At 73.5% G+C, this 19650-nt stretch carries 14 protein-coding genes; 6 read left to right on the plus strand and 8 right to left on the minus strand.

What is annotated here, in order from left to right:
• Nucleotides 1-70: 70 nt before the first annotated feature.
• The gene (locus AC5WRL_RS11190; RefSeq protein WP_496088256.1) at nt 71-2326 is read right to left on the minus strand and encodes an ATP-dependent DNA helicase UvrD2; all 2256 of its coding nucleotides are present in this window, start codon (nt 2324-2326) and stop codon (nt 71-73) included.
• Nucleotides 2327-2501: 175 nt separating this feature from the next.
• On the opposite strand from AC5WRL_RS11190, the gene AC5WRL_RS11195 reads away from it, so the two are divergent.
• Entirely contained in the window at nt 2502-2774 is a 273-nt protein-coding gene (locus AC5WRL_RS11195) for a mycoredoxin (RefSeq protein ID WP_496088257.1), read from the plus strand.
• A 33-nt stretch (nt 2775-2807) separates the two neighbouring features.
• On the opposite strand, the gene nudC is transcribed toward AC5WRL_RS11195, so the two are convergent.
• From nudC to AC5WRL_RS11220, 5 genes are all read right to left on the minus strand, one after another.
• On the minus strand, nt 2808-3743 hold the full coding sequence (gene nudC, locus AC5WRL_RS11200; RefSeq protein ID WP_496088258.1) for an NAD(+) diphosphatase: 936 nt from the start codon (nt 3741-3743) through the stop codon (nt 2808-2810).
• 10 nt (nt 3744-3753) lie between these two features.
• Entirely contained in the window at nt 3754-7044 is a 3291-nt protein-coding gene (locus AC5WRL_RS11205; protein ID WP_496088259.1) for an ATP-dependent helicase, read from the minus strand.
• Nucleotides 7045-7089: 45 nt separating this feature from the next.
• Nucleotides 7090-7359, minus strand: a complete 270-nt coding sequence (locus tag AC5WRL_RS11210; RefSeq protein WP_496088260.1) for a Uma2 family endonuclease — start codon at nt 7357-7359, stop codon at nt 7090-7092.
• A 159-nt stretch (nt 7360-7518) separates the two neighbouring features.
• Entirely contained in the window at nt 7519-10752 is a 3234-nt protein-coding gene (locus AC5WRL_RS11215; protein ID WP_496088261.1) for an ATP-dependent helicase, read from the minus strand.
• 239 nt (nt 10753-10991) lie between these two features.
• A complete protein-coding gene (locus AC5WRL_RS11220) occupies nt 10992-11357 on the minus strand; it encodes an MGMT family protein (RefSeq protein ID WP_496088262.1) in 366 nt (121 codons plus the stop codon).
• 185 nt (nt 11358-11542) lie between these two features.
• Between AC5WRL_RS11220 and AC5WRL_RS11225 the strand changes: the two genes are divergently transcribed.
• Nucleotides 11543-14437: a lysylphosphatidylglycerol synthase transmembrane domain-containing protein gene (locus AC5WRL_RS11225; RefSeq protein WP_496088453.1), complete on the plus strand. Its 2895-nt coding sequence runs from the start codon at nt 11543-11545 to the stop codon at nt 14435-14437.
• 7 nt (nt 14438-14444) lie between these two features.
• On the opposite strand, the gene AC5WRL_RS11230 is transcribed toward AC5WRL_RS11225, so the two are convergent.
• Complete coding sequence (locus AC5WRL_RS11230) at nt 14445-14876, minus strand: PaaI family thioesterase (protein ID WP_496088454.1); 432 nt, start codon at nt 14874-14876, stop codon at nt 14445-14447.
• Nucleotides 14877-15096: 220 nt separating this feature from the next.
• Here AC5WRL_RS11230 and AC5WRL_RS11235 point away from each other — a divergent pair, with 220 nt between their 5' ends.
• The 4 genes from AC5WRL_RS11235 to AC5WRL_RS11250 all read left to right on the plus strand — a co-directional run bounded on the left by AC5WRL_RS11235 (nt 15097) and on the right by AC5WRL_RS11250 (nt 18816).
• A complete protein-coding gene (locus AC5WRL_RS11235; RefSeq protein ID WP_496088263.1) occupies nt 15097-15495 on the plus strand; it encodes a TOBE domain-containing protein in 399 nt (132 codons plus the stop codon).
• Between the two features lie 3 nt (nt 15496-15498).
• The gene (modA, locus tag AC5WRL_RS11240) at nt 15499-16284 is read left to right on the plus strand and encodes a molybdate ABC transporter substrate-binding protein (RefSeq protein ID WP_496088264.1); all 786 of its coding nucleotides are present in this window, start codon (nt 15499-15501) and stop codon (nt 16282-16284) included.
• Complete coding sequence (locus AC5WRL_RS11245; protein ID WP_496088265.1) at nt 16281-17114, plus strand: ABC transporter permease; 834 nt, start codon at nt 16281-16283, stop codon at nt 17112-17114. The genes modA and AC5WRL_RS11245 overlap by 4 nt, the downstream gene beginning before the upstream one ends.
• Before the next feature lie 91 nt (nt 17115-17205).
• Nucleotides 17206-18816: an alpha/beta hydrolase gene (locus AC5WRL_RS11250; protein WP_496088266.1), complete on the plus strand. Its 1611-nt coding sequence runs from the start codon at nt 17206-17208 to the stop codon at nt 18814-18816.
• Here the strand turns inward: AC5WRL_RS11250 and AC5WRL_RS11255 are convergent.
• The gene (locus AC5WRL_RS11255) at nt 18768-19595 is read right to left on the minus strand and encodes a hypothetical protein (protein WP_496088267.1); all 828 of its coding nucleotides are present in this window, start codon (nt 19593-19595) and stop codon (nt 18768-18770) included. The genes AC5WRL_RS11250 and AC5WRL_RS11255 overlap by 49 nt on opposite strands.
• Nucleotides 19596-19650 lie beyond the last annotated feature (55 nt).

The raw sequence follows: 19650 nt of genomic DNA on the forward strand, positions 1-19650 counted from the left end.
CGTCCGGAAGCGGAAGCCTCCCTCGACGCCGTGTGCAGCACGCTATGCGTATCGCTCGGGGCCGCGCAAACTATTTTCCCGAGGATTCCCCGACGGGGTGATCCGCGTCCCCGCCCGATGCCTCCGGCTCCCGCTCCGGAAGCTCCTGACCTGCGCACAAGGCCAGCACATCGGGGCCGAACTGGTCCAGTTTGTGGGCTCCGACACCCGAGATCCGCGACAACTCGGCCCGGCTGCCGGGCACCGACTCGGCGATCGCCATGAGGGTGACATCGGTGAACACCGCGTACGCCGGGCGGCCCAGCTCCTTCGCCTGCTCAAGGCGCCACTCGCGCAGCCGCTCGTACAGGCCCTCGTCCATCGTGGACGGGCAGTCCACGCAGCGGCGCAGCTTCATCTCGGCCGCCTCGGTCAGCGTCCGCCCGCACACCCGGCAGGGCACCGGGCCGCGCGGCTTGCGCCGCCGGCCGCCCTCGCCGCCGCCCTCGACACCCCCGGCCGCGCCGGAGCGGCGGGCGCCCGGCGCCCCAGAGCCGGGCCGCAGCCCGTCCAGGAACCGGCTGGGCCGCCGGGAGGCCCGGCCGCCCGGCGCGCGGGCCAGCGACCACGACAGCGTCAGATGCAGCCGGGCCCGGGTCACCCCCACATACAGCAGCCGCCGCTCCTCCTCGATCTGCTCCGGCGTCTTGGCGTGCGTGATCGGCAGCATGCCGTCGGTGAGCCCGACCAGGAACACCGCGTCCCACTCCAGGCCCTTGGCGGTGTGCAGGGAGGTCAGGGTCACCCCCTCGACGGTCGGGGCGTGCTGGGCGTTGGCCCGCTCGTCCAGCTCGCCGACGAACCCCGCCAGCGAGGCGCCCGGGGTGGCCCGCTGGAAGTCCTCGGCCAGCCGCACCAGGGCGGCCACCGACTCCCAGCGGTCCCGGGCCGCGCCGGAGCCGGCCGGCGGCTCCGGGGTCCAGCCGGTGGTGGCCAGCACCGCGCCGACCTCGGCGGCCAGCCCGTCCGCGCCGGTCAGCGCCTCGTCGTTGCCGCGCCCGGCCCGGGCCGCGCCGCGCAGCGCCAGGGCCGCCTGCCGGATCTCGGGCCGTTCGAAGAACCGTTCGGCGCCCTTCAGCTGATAGGGCACCCCGGCCTCGGCCAGCGCCGCCTCGTAGCTCTCGGACTGGGAGTTCGCCCGGTAGAGCACCGCGATCTCGCTGGCGGGCACGCCGCCCCCGCCCTGCTCGACCGGCGTCATCAGCTGCCGGATGCGGCGCGCGGTGGCGGCGGCCTCGGCCGGCTCGTCCGGGTGCTCGGAGAACTCGGGCTCCGGCCCGGCCGGGCGTTGCGAGATCAGCTGGAGCCGGGATTCGGCGGCCCGCCCCTTCGCCTGGTCGAGCAGCCCGTTGGCCAGGTGCACCACCTGGGGGGTGGAGCGGTAGTCCCGCACCAGCTTCACCACCGTGGCGTCGGGGTGCTGGGCGCGGAAGTTCAGCAGATGGTCGGGGGTGGCGCCGGTGAAGGAGTAGATCGTCTGGCTGGCGTCCCCGACCACACACAGGCTGTCGCGGTCGCCCAGCCACAGCTGGAGCAGCCGCTGCTGGAGCGGGCTGACGTCCTGGTACTCGTCGACGACGAAGTGCTGGTACTGGCGGCGCACGGTCTCGGCGATGTCGGCGCGGTCCTGGAGGATGCCGACGGTGAGCAGCAGCACGTCCTCGAAGTCGATGGCGCCACGGTCCTGCTTGAGCTGTTCGTAGGTGGCGTAGATGCGGCCGGTCTGCGCCGGATCGCGCGGCGCGTCCTTGCCGGCCTTGATGATCGCCGCCGGATAGTCGTCCGGGGTGGTCTGGGTCACCTTGGCCCACTCGATCTCGCCGGTGACATCGCGCAGTTCGTGACCGTTGAGGGAGATCCGGCAGCGGCCGGCCGCCTCCGAGACCAGTTTGACCTTGCGGTCCAGCAGCCGGGGCACCTCCCCGCCCACCGCCTTGGGCCAGAAGTACTGGAGCTGGCGCAGCGCGGCGGAGTGGAACGTACGGGCCTGGACCCCGCCCGCGCCCAGGCCGCGCAGCCGGCCGCGCATCTCGCCGGCCGCCCGGTGGGTGAAGGTGACGGCCAGCACCGTGCTCGGCTGGAAGATCCCCGAGCGCACCCCGTAGGCGATGCGGTGGGTGATCGCCCGGGTCTTGCCGGTGCCGGCTCCGGCGAGCACGCACACCGGACCGTGCAAGGTGGTGGCCACCGTGCGCTGTTCGGGGTCGAGCCCGTCGAGCACGGCGTCGGCGGAGTCCGGAACGGTCGGGAAGCCTGGGGGCGGGGTTGCTGCTGTCACGCCCGTCATGCTGCCAGGTCCGGCGCCGGGATGCGGCGGCTTGTCCACAGGTAGGGGCATACCGTCGTACGGTCCTACCGGGGCGGCTGCCGGGCCCGCCGGAATGACTCGCCCCGCCGGGGCGTTCTCCTCTCAGCGATGATGAGGATCGCCATCGACCTTTGACACCACCGAGGAGCACCCGATGCCGGGCACCGTGACGATGTACAGCACCACCTGGTGCGGCTACTGCCGCCGGCTGAAGAGCCAGCTGGACCGCGAGGGGATCGCCTACACCGAGATCAACATCGAGGAGAACCCCGAGGCCGCGCTCCTGGTGGAGCAGGCCAACAACGGCAACCAGACGGTCCCCACCGTCGTCGTCGCCCCGACCGGCGGCGGCGCCGAGGTCACCATGACCAACCCGTCCCTCGCCCAGGTCAAGCAGGCCCTGGTGCCGGTCGCCACCGCCGGCTGATCAGCCGGACCCCTGCGGATCAGGCCCGAGCGATCAGCCCAGCTCGGCCAGCGGCTCGCCGTACCACAGCTCGATCAGCCGGGCCGCGATGGAGACCCCGGACGGAGGCAGCACCTCACCGGCCTCGATCGCGGCCCGCAGCTCGTCCCGCGAGAACCAGCGGGCCTCCTCGATCTCCTCGCCGTCCACCTTCACCGCCGAGGTCAGCGCCCGCGCCATGAACCCCAGCATCAGGCTGGACGGGAACGGCCACGGCTGGCTGGCCACGTACTCCACCTCGCCCACCACGATCCCGGCCTCCTCCGCGACCTCCCGGATCACCGCCCGCTCGATCGACTCGCCCGGCTCCACGAACCCGGCGAGCGTCGAATAGCGGCCCTCCGGCCAGTGCAGCTGCCGCCCCAGCAGCGCCCGGTCGTCCGCGTCCGTCACCAGCATGATCACCGCCGGATCGGTGCGCGGATAGTGCTCCGCGCCACACGCCGGGCAGCGCCGGATGTGCCCGGCCGCCGCGATCACCGTGCGCTCCCCGCAACGCGAGCAGAAGCGGTGCGAACGCTGCCAGTTCTCCAGCGCCACCGCGTGCACCAGCAGCTCGTTGTCCCGCTCCGACAGCAGCGGCGCCGCCTCCCGCAGCCCCGCCGGCCGCGCGGCGGCGTCCATCCGCCCCGGCAGCGCGTCCTTCTGGAGCGCGAAATACCGCACCCCGTCCGCGTCCGTGCCCAGGAAATAGCGGTGCGCCTCGGTGAACGGAGCGTCGAACGAGGGCATCGTCACCAGCTCGGTGTGCCCGTCCTCGGTCTCCTCGATCAGCGCCTGCCCCCCGGAGACCACGAACACCCTGGTGGTGGGATGGCTCCAGGCCGCCCCCAGCCAAGCCTCGTCGAGGCGGTGCTCGCCGCCCCGGTCAATGCCACCGTTGCCCGTGAGCGCGATCGGCTGGACGCCGTTGTCCGAGGTGCTAGCCATACTCGAAAGCCTAACCGGGGTCGTTCGGCTCCCAGGACTCCTCCCCCAGCAGCAGCCGTTCCAGCCCCGCCCGCCCGGGCAGCACGCTGGGCCGGACCACCTCCCCGCTGCGTACGTACAGGAACGCCGCCGTCACCCTGCTCAGCGGCAGCCCGCGCCGCTCCGCCCACGCCAGGCGGTAGATCGCCAGCTGGAGCGGATCGGCGTCCTGCCGCCGCGCCGTCTTCCAGTCGATGATCTCGTAGCGCTCACCGCCCGCGTCATCGGTGCGGTAGACCGCGTCGATCCGGCCCCGGATCACCCGGCCCGCCAGCCGCAGCTGGAACGGCGCCTCGATCCGGTACGGAGTGCGGCGCGCGTACGCGGTCCGGCCGAACGCCTCCTTCAGCGCCGCCAGCTCCCGCTCGTCGGCGATCTCGTCGGCCCGGTCCGCCCTCTCCCCGCCGCCCGGCAGCTCGTCCGGGCCCAGCATCGGCAGCGGCAGCTCCTCGAACCGCGACTCGACCCAGGCGTGGAAGCGGGTGCCCCTGCGGGCGGCCGGCTGCGGCGGGCGCGGCATCGGGCGGGCCAGCTCGCGCGCGAACCCCTCCGGGTCGGACGCCAGCCGCTGCACCTGCGTCGCGGACAGCGACACCGGCAGCGGAACCTCCCGTACGCCCTCCCTGGCCCGGCGCAGCTCGCCCGCCAGCGCGTCCAGGTCCCGGTCCCAGGACTCGACGGTGCGCCGCTCCTCCGGGGTGAGCTGGGGCGGCGGGGCCGGACGCTCCGGGAAACCCTCGCGCAGCAGATCGAGCACCCGGTCGGCGGCGGCGCGGCGGTGTTCCAGCGCGACCGGCTCCAGCGGCAGCGGCCAGGCGCGTTCCTCGGTGGGCTCGGCGAGCGCCGGGTTCTCCTCGTCCTCGTCCGGGATGTCCGCCCAGTGCTCCACCTCGCCGTGCGCGGGGTGCTGTTCGCAGTGCGCGCGCAGTGCCTCCAGGTACCCGGAGGGGCCGCGTCTCTTCTTCTGGCTGGGCCCCCACCAGTGCCCGGAGCCCAGCAGCAGGCTGCGGGGGCGGGTGAAGGCGACATAGCCGAGCCGCAGTTCCTCGTGCATCAGGTGCTCGGCGAGCAGCCCGGCGTACTCCTTGTAGGCGGCGGCCGTCCACTCCTCGATCGCGGGCAGCGTGGCGGCGTCGCCGCGCAGCGGGTGCGGCAGGGCGCGCGGCTGCCGCAGCCACGAGTCGCGGGACTGTACGGAGGGGAAGCCGCCCGCGCACAGCCCGGGGACGGCGACCACGTCCCACTCCAGGCCCTTCGCCTTGTGCGCGGTGAGCACCTTGACGGTGTTCCCGCCGCCGGGCAGCGAGCTGTCCAGGCCCTTGTCGTACCGGTCGGCGGCGCGCAGGAAGGCGAGGAACGCGGCGAGCCCGCCGCCCAGCCGCTCCCCGTCGACGGCCACGCCGGTGCGGCCGGCGGCGAACGCGGCGGCCAGGTCGAGGAAGGCGGTCAGGGTCTCGCGGCGGCGGGCGGCCAGCGCCTGCGGGGAGGCGGAGAGTTCGACCTCCAGGCCGGTGACGGCCAGCACGCGGTGCAGTACGTCCATGAGCGGGTCGGCCAGCGAGCGGCGCAGTTCGCGGATCTCGGCGGCGAGGTGCGCGAACCGCACCCGGGCCTCGGCGGAGAACGGCAGCCGGTCCTCGTCGGGGTCGGTGCCCTCGCCGATGAAGGTGTCCAGGGCGTCGGCGAGCGAGGTGGTCTCGGCGGGGTCGGTGCCCTCGACGGCCGCCGCCAGCCGGTCGGTGTCCTGGCCGGTGCCGGGGGCGGCGCGCCGCACCAGGAGCCGGGCGCGGCGCCCCAGCAGGGCCAGATCGCGCGGGCCGATCCGCCAGCGCGGGCCGGTGAGCAGCCGTACCAGCGCGGCGTTGGCGGTGGGGTCGGCCAGCACCTCGCAGACGGCCACCAGGTCGGCGATCTCGGGCAGGTGCAGCAGCCCGGAGAGGCCGACGACCTCCACCGGCACGTCGCGTTCGACCAGAACCCGCTGGATCTCGGCGAAGTCGGTGGCGGTACGGCACAGGACGGCGATCTCGCCGGGGGCCGTGCCGGTGCGGACGAGATGGGCGAGGGAGTCGGCGAGCCACTCCAGCTCGTCGGCGTGGGTGGGCAGCAGGGCGCAGCGCACCCGGCCGGCCTGCTCGGCGCCCTCCGCCGGGCGCAGCGGCGCGACGGCGGGGTGCAGGGCGCGCAGCGGTGCGGCGAGGTCGTTGGCGAGCTGGAGCAGCCGGCCGCCGCTGCGCCGGTTCTCGCTGAGGGAGTGGCGGCGGGCGGGGGTGCCGTCGGGGCCGGGGAAGTGCTCGGGGAAGTCGTCGAGGTTGGCGACGGAGGCGCCGCGCCAGCCGTAGATGGCCTGGCAGGGGTCGCCGACAGCGGTGACGGGGTGGGCCGTCCCGCCGCCGAACAGGCCGGCCAGCATGATGCGCTGGGCGACGGAGGTGTCCTGGTACTCGTCGAGGAGCACCACCCCGTACGCCTCGCGCAGCGCCCGGCCGGCCTCGGGGACATCGCGGGCGAGGGTGGCGGCCAGCGCGATCTGGTCGCCGAAGTCGATGAGGTCGCGGGCGCGTTTGCGGGCCCGGTACTCCCGCACGACGTCGAGCAGCCGGCCGCGCCCGTCGGCGGCCTCCCGGATGCGGCGCAGGTCGTTGTTGGTGAGCGCGGTGGCATCGAGTTCGGCGAGGAGTGCCCGGTCGAAGTCCCGCAACCGCTCGGGCGGCACCAGATGCTCGGCCAGTTCCCCGTCGAGGGCGATGAGATCGGTGACGAGGGTGGTGAAGGAGGCGGCCGGCGCCTCGAAGGAGGCGGGCGCGGCGCGCAGCACCTCGGCGGCGAGCTGGAACCGCCCGGCGTCGGCGAGCAGCCGGGAGGCGGGCTCGATGCCGAGCCGCAGCCCGTGCTCCTTGAGGAGCCGGCCGGCGAAGGCGTGGTACGTGGAGATCTGCGGCTCGCCGCCCGGCTCTCCGCTGTCGGTGGTTTCCCGGGGATCGGTGATGCCGGCCTTGGCGAGCGCCTTGCGCACCCGCTCGGCGAGTTCACCGGCGGCCTTGTTGGTGAAGGTGAGCCCGAGCACCCGCTCGGGGGCTACCTGCCCGGTGCCGGTCAGCCACACCACCCGGGCGGCCATGACGGTGGTCTTCCCCGACCCGGCCCCCGCCACGATGGCCTGCGGCGCGGGCGGCGCGGTGATGCACGCCAACTGCTCGGGGGTGAACGGAATCCCGAGCAGCTCGCAAAGCTCCCGGGGATGCGTCAAACGTACGGCCACCGGACAGAGGCTATCCGCGCCCACCGACAGCGCACGCCGCCGCCCCTACCGGGTGGGAAGGCGCGGCGGGTAGATCTTGAACCTGGCGGTGTCGGGGGCGAAGCCGAAGGGCTTCGGCAGTTCGATGGGCCGACCGGACTCTGTGGTGGTGCGGGTGCGATAGCCCTGGCCGTACGGCTGGGAGTGCAACTGGCGGAAACCGATGTTGGGATCGACGATCAGATAACGCGGGATCTTGCTGGTGCCGTACCACAAGAGCTTCTTGATCTGATCCACGTCCTTGTCACTGGAGACGACCTCCACGACAAGATCCACGCTGTTGCAGGGCAGTGGATGGGGATTGTCGGCGATGGCATCGTCACGATGTTTTCTTCCGACATCACGGTCGTAGCAGAAGGCGCTTGCCCCACCACGATGGCCAGAACTCCCCCCTATCGGGTGATCATGACCCACCGAGGCTGACGCGCGGCGGGATCAGTCCACCACCTGGCGCCCTTCCGGGCGGGAGGTGCAGGAGGCGTGGAAGTGGCAGGTGCCGCACTGCTGTCCGGGGGTGGGGGTGAAGCGTTCGTCCAGGACGCGGCCGGCGGCCGTGGCGAGCAGGTCGCCGATCCAGTCGCCCTCCAGGGGTGGCTGTCTCTGGACGGCCGGGAGGGCGTCGCCGCCGTCCTTCTTCGGGGCGCCCTGGCGCAGGTGGACCAGCGAACCGCCGCCGGTCTCGGTGTCGCCGTGCCGGACGGCCAGCTGGTACACGGCCAGCTGCGGGTGGCGTTCCACCTCCGCCTTGGTCGGCTTGCCGCGGCCGGTCTTGAAGTCGACGACGTAGGCGCGGCCGTCCGCGTCGCGTTCGATCCGGTCCAGGGTGCCGCGGATCCGGATGCGGTGTTCCCCGGCGGCCAGCGTGACGTCGAAGTCCTCCTCGGAGGCGGCCGGTTCGAAGCCGGACCGGCCCTGGAGCACGTGCCAGCGCAGAAAGCGTTCCAGCGCCGCCCGCGCCTCGTCGCGTTCCTTGCGGGACTGCCAGGGCGCCTCGAACGCGAGCCCGTCCCAGACCACGTCGAGCCGTTCCATCAGCACCGCCAGGTCCGCCGGGGTGGTGCCGGAGGCGACCTCGTCGGCCAGCACGTGCAGCACGTTCCCGAAGCCCTGGGCCGCCGTGGCCGGCGCGTCCGCGTGCACCTCGCGGCCCAGGAACCACTTGAGCGCGCACGAGTTCACCAGCTCGCCCAGCGCGCTCGCGGACAGTGCCACCGGCTGCCCCGGGTCGCGGACCGGGGCGGCGGACGCCGTCTGCTCGCGCAGCCCCCACCAGCGCTGCGGATGCGCGGCCGGCACCAGCGCGTGCCCGTCGTCGTCGCGCAGCGCCGCCAGCTTCGCCAGCCGGCGGGCCGCCGCCTCGCGCAGCGCGGGCGTCTCCTCCGGGTCGACGGTGCGGGCCCGCAGTTCGGCGATCAGCGCGGACAGCGCCAGCGGGCGGCGCGGCCGGCCGGCGACCTCCTCCGGTTCGACGCCCAGTTCGGTGAGGAACCGCGAGGGCTGGTCACCGTCCTCCGCGCCGCGTACCGCCGTCACCACCAGCCGGTCCCTGGCCCGGGTGGCCGCCACGTAGAACAGCCGCCGCTCCTCCGCCAGCAGCGCGCCCGGGGTGAGCGGCTCGGCGAGCCCGTCCCGGCCGATCCGGTCGGCCTCCAGCAGCGAGCCGCGCCGCCGCAGGTCCGGCCACAGCCCTTCCTGCACGGAGGCCACCACGACCAGCGACCACTGGAGGCCCTTGGCCCGGTGCGCGGTCATCAGCCGTACGGCGTCGGGCCGTACCGCCCGCGCGGTGAGGGTGTCGGCGGCGATGTCGTGGGCGTCCAGTTCGTCGAGGAAGATCAGCGCGCCGCGTCCGCCGCCGCGTTCCTCGGCGCGGGCCGCCGCCTCGAACAGCGCGCAGATGGCGTCCAGGTCGCGGTCGGCGTTGCGGCCGGCCGCGCCGCCGCGCCGGGCGGCGCGTTCCAGGCGTTCGGGCCAGCTGGTGCCGTCCCACAGCTCCCACAGCGCCGCCTCGGGGCTGCCGCCGCCGGCCAGCAGTTCGCGGGTCTTCCGCAGCAGCATGCCAAGCTGCCGCGCGCCCCCCGCGTACGCCGGGTCGTGGGCGACCAGCCGCTCCGGTTCGGCCAGCGCCCGCGCCAGCAGTTCCCCGGACGGGCTCGGTACGGCGGCCCCCGCCGTACGCTCCTCGTGCCGCAGCGCCCGGCCGAGCCGGCGCAGATCGGCGGCGTCCAGGCCGCCCAGCGGCGAGGTCAGCAGCTCCGCCGCCGTCTCCGGGTCGAAGCGCGTGGCCGGCTCGGCGACCGCCCGCAGCGCGGTCAGCAGCGGGGCGACGGCCGGCTCCTGGCGCAGCGGCAGATCGGCGCCGTCCACCTCAAGCGGCACCCCTGCGGAGGTGAGCGACCGGCGTACGGCGGGCAGCGAGCGCCCCCCGGCGCGTACCAGCACGGCCATCTCGCCCCACGGCAGACCGTCCTCCAGATGCGCGCGGCGCAGCAGATCGGCGATGTTCTCCAGCTCGGCGCCCGGCGTCGGGTAGGTGTACACCTCCACCGCCCCGCCCTCGCGCACCGCCGTCAGCGCCCGGTGCCGCCGTACCGCCTCGGCCGGCAGCCGGGCCAGCGGCATCCGCCCCGTCAGCAGCCGGGTGGCGTCCTGCACCTTGCCCGCCGCCCGCCGCCCGGTGGTGAGGACGGCCACCGGCGCCGGCTCCCCGGCCACGGTCGGGAAGGCGTGCGGAAAGCCCAGGATGCCGCCCACGTCGGCGCCCCGGAACGCGTAGATCGACTGATCCGGATCCCCGAACACCACCAGGTCCCGACCGCTGCCGCCCCCCGCGAGCGCCCCCAGCAGCGCGGCCTGCGCCGGGTCGGTGTCCTGGTACTCGTCCACGAACACCGCGTCGTACCTGGCCCGTACCCGCGCCGCCACATCGGGGCGCTCCGCCAGCCGCACCGCGCCACGCACCAGACCCGCGTAGTCCAGCACCCCCTGCGCCTCGGTGACATCCAGATACTCCGCCAGGAAGTGCGCCGCCGCCTCCCAGTCCGGCCGCTCGGTGCGGCGCGCGAAGTCGGCGAGCGTGCCGGGGCCGAGCCCCAGCTCGCGCGACCTGGCGAGTACGGCCCGCAGCTCGTCCGCGAAACCGCGCGTGGTCAGGCACGCGCGCAGCTCGGCCGGCCACGGCACCCGCGGCGGCAGCTCCAGCTGCCCGGCCAGCAGCTCGCGCAGCAGCACATCCTGCTCGGGTCCGGACAGCAGCCGCAGCGGCTCGGCGTACAGCTCGCGGTCCTGGTGCGCGCGCACCAGCGCGTACGCGAAGGAGTGGAACGTGGTGGCCTGCGGCGCGCCGCCACCCATCCGGGCCGTCATCCGGTCGCGCAGTTCGGCGGCGGCCTTGCGGCTGAAGGTGAGCACCAGCACCCGCTCGGGGTCGGTGCCCGCCGCGACCCGGGCCGCGACCGACTCCACCAGCGTCGTGGTCTTCCCGGTGCCGGGACCGGCCAGAACCAGAAGCGGACCGCCGGGATGCTCAACCACCGCGCGCTGGCTTGCGTCCAGCACAGGGGGGTGCGTGGCCAGGACCGGGTCGCGCACCAGTCGGTACGCTCCGGGGGCCGACGGCACAGCGGACGAAGCAGACGAAGCGGACGGGACAGGAAGGCTCACGTGCATCGCAGATTCTCGGCGGGGGTCCCCTTGGGGGAAGGATCGAGCGGCGGAGCGCTGGGGAAGACGCTACGCCCCATGGGGTCCGGCGCGCACCGGAACCCCCGCGCCGGCGACGGCGCGCGCCCCCGGGGTGCGGGGGGCCGTACGGTCGGTGAGGTCCCCCGTACGGAGGGCGCCCGGCATACCGTCGACGGCCCGGATGACGGAAGCTGGTGCTTGTGAGCCGCCTCCGACTACAGCCTTCAGCGTGTTTTTCCCGGATCGCCGCCGGACGGTTCCGGGCCGGGGTCCGCCGTCCAGCGGGCCCGGGCCATGTCCACGCGCGGTACGCCGGCGCCGTCGTGGCGCAGCGGGGTGCCTTCGGCGCGGTAGTGCTCCAGCGCCCGCTGTTCATGGCCGGGCAGCAGCCGGCCGTCGGCGCGCACCACGCGCCACCACGGGGCGGCGCCGCCGTACAGCGCCATCGCGCGGCCGACCTGGCGGGGGCCGCCGCTGCCGAGCGATTGGGCGATGTCGCCGTACGTCAGCACCCGGCCGGGCGGGACGCGTTCGGCTGCGGTGAGCACCTGATCGGCATAGTCCGGGAGCCTGTGGGCGCTGCTGGTCATGGCGCCCATGGTGCCGTATGTCACGGACAGTCCCCGGCCGACCGTCACTCGTGCCACTATCGTCACAGTGACGAGGACCGAGGAAACGGCCAGTGATACGGGGCGAAGAAGAGGCGGAGCGGCTCCCGTCGGAGCGGGCGCCGGAGCATGACCAGGGGGAGGGGCCGTACGACGCCATGAGCGGGATGAACGGACAGTCACCGACGCCGCCGGCACCGCCGGTACTGCGGCAGCCCCCGAAGAGCGGGAAGCGGGCCAAGGCGGCCCGGCGGGCGAACTCGGAGCGGCGGCGGCAGGAGGCCGAGCGGGAGGCCGGGCGGGAGCGGGCGGCGCACCCGGAGGCGCACCGGGCCCGGCCGGCGGCCCAGCCGCTCCCCGCCGCCGAGGCCGACCCGGCCACCGCGCCCGTACCCTCCGCGCCCGTACCCTCCGCGCCCGTACCCTCCGCGCCCGCGCCCACCGCGCCCGCACCGCCCCTCGCCGACCGCCTGGAGATCGACGAACCGATCCTCGCCGCCCGCGTCCACCGCCCCGGCGACCTCATCCGTTCCCTGCTCGGCCTGCTCGGCATCGCCCTCGTCCTGCTCACCGCGACCTTCGCCGTGGGCACCACCGCCGGCATCGAGAAGGACATCAACGACAGCGCCGTCGGCGCCCCGCCGCTCCTCATCTCCTTCGCCGGGTTCGCCTCCTCCGTCGCCGTCCTCATCGTCCCGATCGCCTTCGCCGTCGAACGCCTCATCCGCCGCGACGGCCTGCGCATCGCGGACGGCGTCCTGGCCGCCGTCCTGGCGCACGGCGTATCCCTGTCCTTCAGCCTGTGGGTCGCCCGGCTCGCCCCCGAGTCCATCCAGGACGCCCTCACCCGGGCCGCGCCCGCCGGGGCCGGCCTCACCGACCCCGTACACGGCTACCTCGCCCCCGTCATCGCCTACGCCACGGCCGTCGGCATGACCCACCGCCCCCGCTGGCGGCTGATCATGGGCGCGGTGCTGGTCCTGGACGCGGTGTCGGTCCTCGTCGCCGGCTACACCACGCTCTTCTCCATCCTGGTCACCGTCCTCATCGGCTGGACCATCGCGTACGGCACGCTCTACGCCGTCGGCACCCCGAACGTCCGCCCCACCGGCCAGCAACTCCTCGCCGGCCTGCGGAACGTCGGCTTCCGCCCGGTCAGCGCGCTGCGCACCGAGGCGTCGCCCGGCTCCGGCACCATCGAGGGCGGCGCGGGCGACGACGGGGACGGGGACGGCGCCCGGGGCCAGCTCACCCGCCGCTATCTCGTCACCCTGGAGAGCGGCCCGCCACTCGACATCACCGTCGTGGACCGCGCCCAGCAGGCCGAGGGCTTCTTCTACCGCGCCTGGCGCCGGCTCACCGTACGCGGCATCACCCAGCGCCGCAGCCTGCCCTCGCTGCGGCAGGCGCTGGAGCAGGAGGCGCTGCTCGCCTACGCGGCGATCGCCGCCGGCGCCAACGCCCCCAAGCTGATCGCCACCTCCGAGCTGGGCCCGGACGCCGTGATGCTGGTGTACGAGCACATCGGCGGCCGTTCGCTGGAGTCCGTCCCGGCGGACGAGATCACCGACGATCTGATGGCGGCGTCCTGGCGCCAGGTCGTGGCGCTCCAGTCGCGGCGCATCGCGCACCGCCGGCTGGACAGCCACTCCCTCCTGGTGGACCGGGCCGGGCAGGTCTATCTGACGAATCTGCGCGGCGGGGAGATCGCGGCCGGCGACATCCCGCTGCGGATGGACATCGCCCAACTGCTGACGACCTTCGGCCTGCGCGTCGGCGCCGAGCGGGCGGTGGCCTGCGCCGTCGCCGAACTCGGCCCGGACGCGGTCGCCGACAGTCTCCCGATGCTCCAGCCGATCGCGCTGTCCCGCTCCACCCGTACGACGCTGCGCCACCTGGGCAAGGAGCGTTCGGCGCGCGAGCGGCAGGCCGTGCTGGACGCCGCCCGGGCCTACCGGGAGGCGCGCGGCGCGCTGCCGGAGGACGCCGACCGCAAGGTCGTGAAGGCCGCCAAGCAGGCCGAGAAACAGGTCATGGAGCAGGCCCTGGAGGACGCCAAGGAGCCCGACCTGCTGTCGCTGATCCGGCAGGAGGTGCTGCTGGTACGGCCCGAGGCCGCCATAGAGCCGGCCCGGATGGAGCGGGTGCGGCCCCGTACCCTCGTCTCGCTGATCGCCGCCGCCTTCGCCGGGTACTTCCTCATCACCCAGCTGGCAGAGCTGAAACTCGATCAGGCGATCAACAACGCCAACTGGTGGTGGGTGATCGCGGCGGCCGGCTTCTCGGCGCTGACGTACTTCGCCGCCGCCGTCAGCCTGCTGGGGTTCGTGCCCGAGAAGGTGCCGTTCCGGCGCACCGTACTGGCGCAGGTCGCGGGGTCGTTCGTGAAGCTGGTGGCCCCGGCGGCGATCGGCGGGGTGGCGCTGAACACCCGCTATCTGCAACGGCAGGGGCTGCGCCCGGGGCACGCGGTGGCCAGCGTCGGCGCCTCGCAGCTGTTCGGGCTCGGCAGCCACATCACCCTGCTGCTGACCTTCGGCTATCTGACCGGCACCGAGCACACCCCGAGCCTGTCGCCGACCAGATCGGTGATCGCCGGGCTGCTGACGGTGGCGGTGCTGGCGCTGATCGTCGCCGCCGTGCCGGCGCTGCGCCGGGCCATCTCGGAGCGGGTGCAGACGCTCTTCGCCGGGGTGGTGCCGCGCATGCTGGATGTGGTGCAGCAGCCGAAGAAGCTGCTGAGCGGCATCGGCGGGATGCTGCTGATGACGATGGCGTTCGTGCTGTGCCTGGACGCCTCGTTGCAGGCGTTCGGGGTGGAGCTGAGCTATCCGACGGTGGCGGTGGTCTTCCTCGCGGGCAACGCGCTGGGGTCGGCGGCACCGACGCCGGGCGGTATCGGCGCGGTGGAGATCGCGCTGGGCGCGGCGCTGGCGGCGTTCGGGGCGCCGTACAACGCGGCGGTGTCGGCGGTGCTGCTGTTCCGGCTGATGACGTTCTGGCTGCCGGTGCTGCCGGGCTGGCTGGCGTTCACCCATCTGACCCGCAAGGCGGCGATCTGATCCGGGGTCAGTCGCCGGGGCGCAGCACCATGCAGGTCGTGGTGGCGTGGGCGATCAGCTTGCCGTGTTCGTCCAGGACCTTGCCCTCGGCGGTGGCGACGCGGCGGCCGGCGTGCAGGACGGTGCCCTCGGCGGTGAGGGGGTGGCCGTCGGTGCGGCCGGCCCGGATGTAGTTGACCTTGAGTTCGAGGGTCGTGTAGGCGACGCCGGCCGGCAGTGTGGTGTGGACGGCGCAGGCCATGGCGCTGTCGAGCAGGGTGGCGGCGATGCCGCCGTGCAGGGTGCCGAGGGGGTTGGCGAACTCGGGGCGGGTGTCGAGGGAGACGACGACGCGGCCGTGCTCGACCTCGTCGAAGCGCATGCCGAGGAGTTGGCCGATGTTCGGGATGTCGGCCGGGCGTTCGCGCTGGACCCAGCGCATCAGGTCGAGTCCGGACATGGCGGTGATGTCGATGGTGGACACGGGATCTCCTCGGGTGGGGCGGTGGGTTGCCGGGGCGGTGGGGCAGTGAGGCCGGAGCAGGAAACTACCCGCCGGTAACATAAGGCCGGGGCCGCCACCGGACAAGAGCACCCTCGCAACCATCACCCCGCAGCTGCGAGCCACTTGACCCCTTCACCCTTGCAGCTGCCAGCCCATTCAGCCTAATGTGCCGCACATGCGTTCTTATACGATCGGCCGGGCCGCCCGGCTGCTCGGGGTCAGCCCCGACACGGTCCGCCGCTGGGCGGACGCCGGCCGGCTGCCGACCCGCCGCGACGAGGCGGGCAAGCGGCAGATCGAGGGAACGGACCTGGCGGCGTTCGCGGTGACCCTCGCCGCCGAGGGCGACGACGGTGCCGACGAGCCGTACACCAGCACCCGTAACGCCTTCCCCGGGATCATCACCGCCGTCAAGCTCGGCGATGTCGCCGCCCAGGTGGAGATCCAGGCCGGCCCGCACCGCCTCGTCTCCCTGGTCACCCGGGAAGCCGTCGAGGAACTCGGCCTGGCCGTCGGCATGGAAGCCACCGCCCGGATCAAGGCCACCAACGTCCACATAGACCGGGGGGAATGACCCATGAAGAAGCTCCGACTGCTCACGGGCGCGGCCCTCGCCGCCATCCTGCTGGCCGGCTGCGCGAGCGACGGCGACAGCAACAGCGACAGCGGGAACGCGGGCGGCGCCACCTCCACCGAACTGACGGTCCTGGCCGCCGCCTCCCTCACCGATGTCTTCACCGAGGCCGGCCGCCGCTACGAGGACGAACACGAGGGCGTCACCGTACAGTTCTCCTTCGCCGGCTCCCAGGAACTCGCCGCCCAGATCCAGCAGGGCGCCCCCGCCGACGCCCTGGTCACCGCCGACACCACCACCATGGAATCGGTCGCGGACGAGACCGGCGACCACGGCGAACCCGCCGTCATCGCCCGCAACGAACTCGTCATCGTCACCCCGCCCGGCAACCCGGCCGGCATCCACGACCTCACCGACCTCGCCCAGAACGGTCTGCGCCTGGTGCTGGCCGCCCCCGAGGTCCCGGTCGGCCGCTACGGCGAGGAGATCCTGGACCGCGCGGGCGTGGACGTCACCCCCGTCTCCCTGGAACCGAACGTACGGGCGGTGCTCAGCAAGGTACGCCTCGGGGAGGCCGACGCGGGTCTCGTGTACGCCACCGACGCCGCCTCGGCCGGCGACGACGTGCTCACCCTCCCCATCCCGGCCGACCAGAACGTGATCGCCGAATACCCCGCCACCGTCCTCAACGCCACCAAGCACCCCAACGAGGCCGCCGCCTTCGTGGCCTGGCTCAGCACCGACTCCGCCCAGGAACTCCTGACGGCGGCCGGCTTCGTCACTCCATGAGCAGCAGGCGCCGCACCGTACCCCTGACCCTGCTGGTACCCGCGCTGGGGGCGGTGGGCTTCCTGCTCGTCCCCCTGCTCGGGATCGTCACCAGGGCGCCCTGGTCGGAGCTGGCCTCCCGCCTCACCGACCCCGCCGTCACGCAGGCGCTGCGGCTGTCGCTGCTGGTGTCGGCGTGGGCGCTGGTGATCTCGCTGCTGCTGGGCGTCCCGCTGGCCTGGCTGCTGGCCCGGGTGCCCCTGCCCGGCAAGTCGCTGATCCGTTCCCTCGTCCTGCTGCCGATGGTGCTGCCGCCCACGGTGGCGGGGGTGGCGCTGCTCCAGGGCTTCGGCCGGCGCGGCCTGCTCGGCGGCCCGCTGGAATCCCTGGGCATCACCCTCCCCTTCTCCACGGCGGGCGCGGTGGTGGCGGCGGCGTTCGTCGCGATGCCCTTTCTGATCATCAGCCTGGAGGGCGCGCTGGCCGGCATCGACCCGCTGTACGAGGAGGCCGCGGCCACCATGGGCGCCGGCCAGCTCCGTACCCTGTGGCTGGTCACGCTCCCCATGGCACGGCCCGCGCTGGTGGCGGGGGCGGCGCTGGCGTGGGCACGGGCGCTGGGCGAATTCGGGGCCACCATCACCTTCGCCGGCAATCTGCCGGGCACCACCCAGACGCTGCCCCTCCAGGTCTATCTGCTGCTCCAGAACGACCCGGCCGGGGCGACGGCCCTGTCCCTGTTGCTGCTGGCGGTGGCGGCGACGATCCTGTTCACGCTGCGCGGGCGCTGGCTGCCGGTGGGCGGGGGCGGGGGCGCGGGCGCGGGCGGGGGCGCGGGCGGAAGCCACTGAGGCGGCGGGTCACCCACATGCGCCCCACCACATGCGGGTGAGGCGGCGCCGGCCGGAAGATGAGCGTCCCCCTACCGATGGGAGCCGTCCGATGAAACGTGCCCGCCTGGCAGCCGTCCTCACCACCCTGGCGGTGCTGCCGGCGGCAGGCTGCGCGACGGGCGGCGGCGGCCCGGAACCTATGGCCGACACCACCTCCCCCTCGGCCGGCGGCCCGGTCGGGACCGATCAGCTCCCCGACTCCCTCACCGCCCAGAAGCTGGACTGGTCGGAGTGCAAGGCCCCCGACTCCACCCAGGGCGACAGCAGTTCCTCGCCCTCCCCGCTGCCGGACGGCGCGAAGTGGGAGTGCGCCACGATGAAAGCACCGGTCAACTACGCCGAGCCGGAGGGCGACACCCTCGACCTGGCACTGATCCGCGCCCGCACCACCGCCGGGGACGGCGACCGCATCGGCTCCCTCCTCTTCAACTTCGGCGGCCCGGGCGGCTCCGGCGTGGTCACCCTGCCGGCGTTCGGCAGCGACTACGGCGAACTCGCGGGGCGCTACGACCTGGTGAGCTTCGACCCGCGCGGCGTCGGCGACAGCGACGGCCTGGTGTGCATGGACGCCAAACACCTCGACGAGTACTTCGCCGCCGACCTCGTGCCCACCACCGAGGCCGAGGAAGCGGACTACGTCAACCGGCTGCGTACCTTCGACAACGCCTGCGAGGCCGCGGCCGGCCCGCTCCTCCCCCACCTCACGACGGTGAACACCGCCCGCGACATGGACCTGATGCGCCAGGTGCTGGGCGACGACAAACTGCACTACTTCGGGATCTCGTACGGTACGCAGCTGGGCGGCGTGTACGCGCACCTCTTCCCGCAGCGGGTGGGCCGGGCCGCCCTGGACGCGGTGGTGGACCCGACGGCGGATCCGAAGCAGGGCGCCCTGGCCCAGGCGCAGGGCTTCCAGCAAGCCCTGACCACGTACCTGGAAAACTGCGCCCAAACCGACAACTGCCCCCTGGGCAGCACCCCGGAAGAAGGCGAACAGAAACTCCAGGACCTCCTGACCAGCCTCAAGTCCAAGCCCCTCCCCACCCAGGACCCCGACGGGCGCCCGCTGACCGAATCCCTGGCCTGGGGCGGCATCGCCCAGTCGCTGTACTCACAGGACTTCTGGCCGTTCCTCACCCAGGGCCTGGACGAGGCGCTGTCCCCCGACAACCCGGACGGCACCATCCTGCTGACCCTCGGCGACTCGATGAACGGCCGCAACCGGAACGGCAGTTACTCCACCCTCCAGTCCTCCCTGGTGGCGATCAACTGCGCGGACACCGACCGGCGCTACGAGGTGGCCGACGTCCACAACGCCCTCCCCGAATTCACCGCCGCCTCCCCGGTCTTCGGCCCCGGCATGGCCTGGTCCCTGCTGAGCTGCACCGAATGGCCGGTCACCGGCTCCCAGTCCCACCCGGACGTCTCCACCACAACGGACGCCAAGATCCTGCTGATCGGCACCACCGGCGACCCGGCCACCCCGTACGCGGGCACCAAGAACATGAAGGACGCCCTCGGGACGGACAAGGCGGTAGAACTCACCTTCCAGGGCGAAGGCCACGGCGCCTACAACAGCGGCAACACCTGCGTACAGGACACCGTCAACGCCTACCTCCTGAACGGCGACGTCCCGCCGGACGGCAAGACCTGCTCCTGAACGGACCGATGGCCGGCAGCCAGAAAAAGCGCCCCAACCGCCCCACTCCCCCGCCGAGCGTCCAACCACTCCCCCACGACGGACTGCTGTCCGCGGACCATCCCCCGCAGGATGAGGCCATGGAGGACATCGGCCTCGTCGACTCCCCCGATCTCCCGCAGAAACTCCCGATACGGGGCACCCACCTCCCGCTCGTACGCCGCGACCGCGTCGGAGTAGCGGCCGACGCCGCTTCCCTCCGCCATTCGGCGACGACCGGCCCCGGTGATGTCACCCCAGGCAACCCGGTCCACGGGACGATCAGCCGCCGGCTCACCGACACCACACCGCTCAGCAGCCCAGTAGGCGACAGCCCTGGCCTCGTGATCGGTGGCACCCTCCATGACAACGCCGAGATTCCGGGTGGCGACCGCACCCGGCGGATCGGGCGCGGAGTACGTGCGCCCTTGCCGGTCACGGCGGTTGATCCCATACGTCGACCGTACGATCTGGCCGTCCCACAGGTGGTACTCGCGATAGGTGCCGTAGTGGAGGCAGTCATGGACGTACGAGCGCAACAGATCCAGCACCACCAGTTCCGGTGACGGCAGGGCGGCCGAGGTGAGATCCCCGTACCGGGTGATGACCGCGCCCATCTGCCGATGCCGATAGCCTCGGTCGGGGTAGTGGAAGCCGCCGAACGCGCCCGGCAGCGTGGACTGTACGCCCACCCACACCCGGTCGATCGGCAGCAGGTCGTTCAGTCCCAGCTCTCGGTAGCGGGCGCTGAGCCGCGCCACTCCGGTACGGAAGATCTTCCAGCCGACGCCCTGATCACCGCCCATGTCATCGAGT

The organism is Streptomyces sp. NTD107 (genome assembly GCF_059510435.1).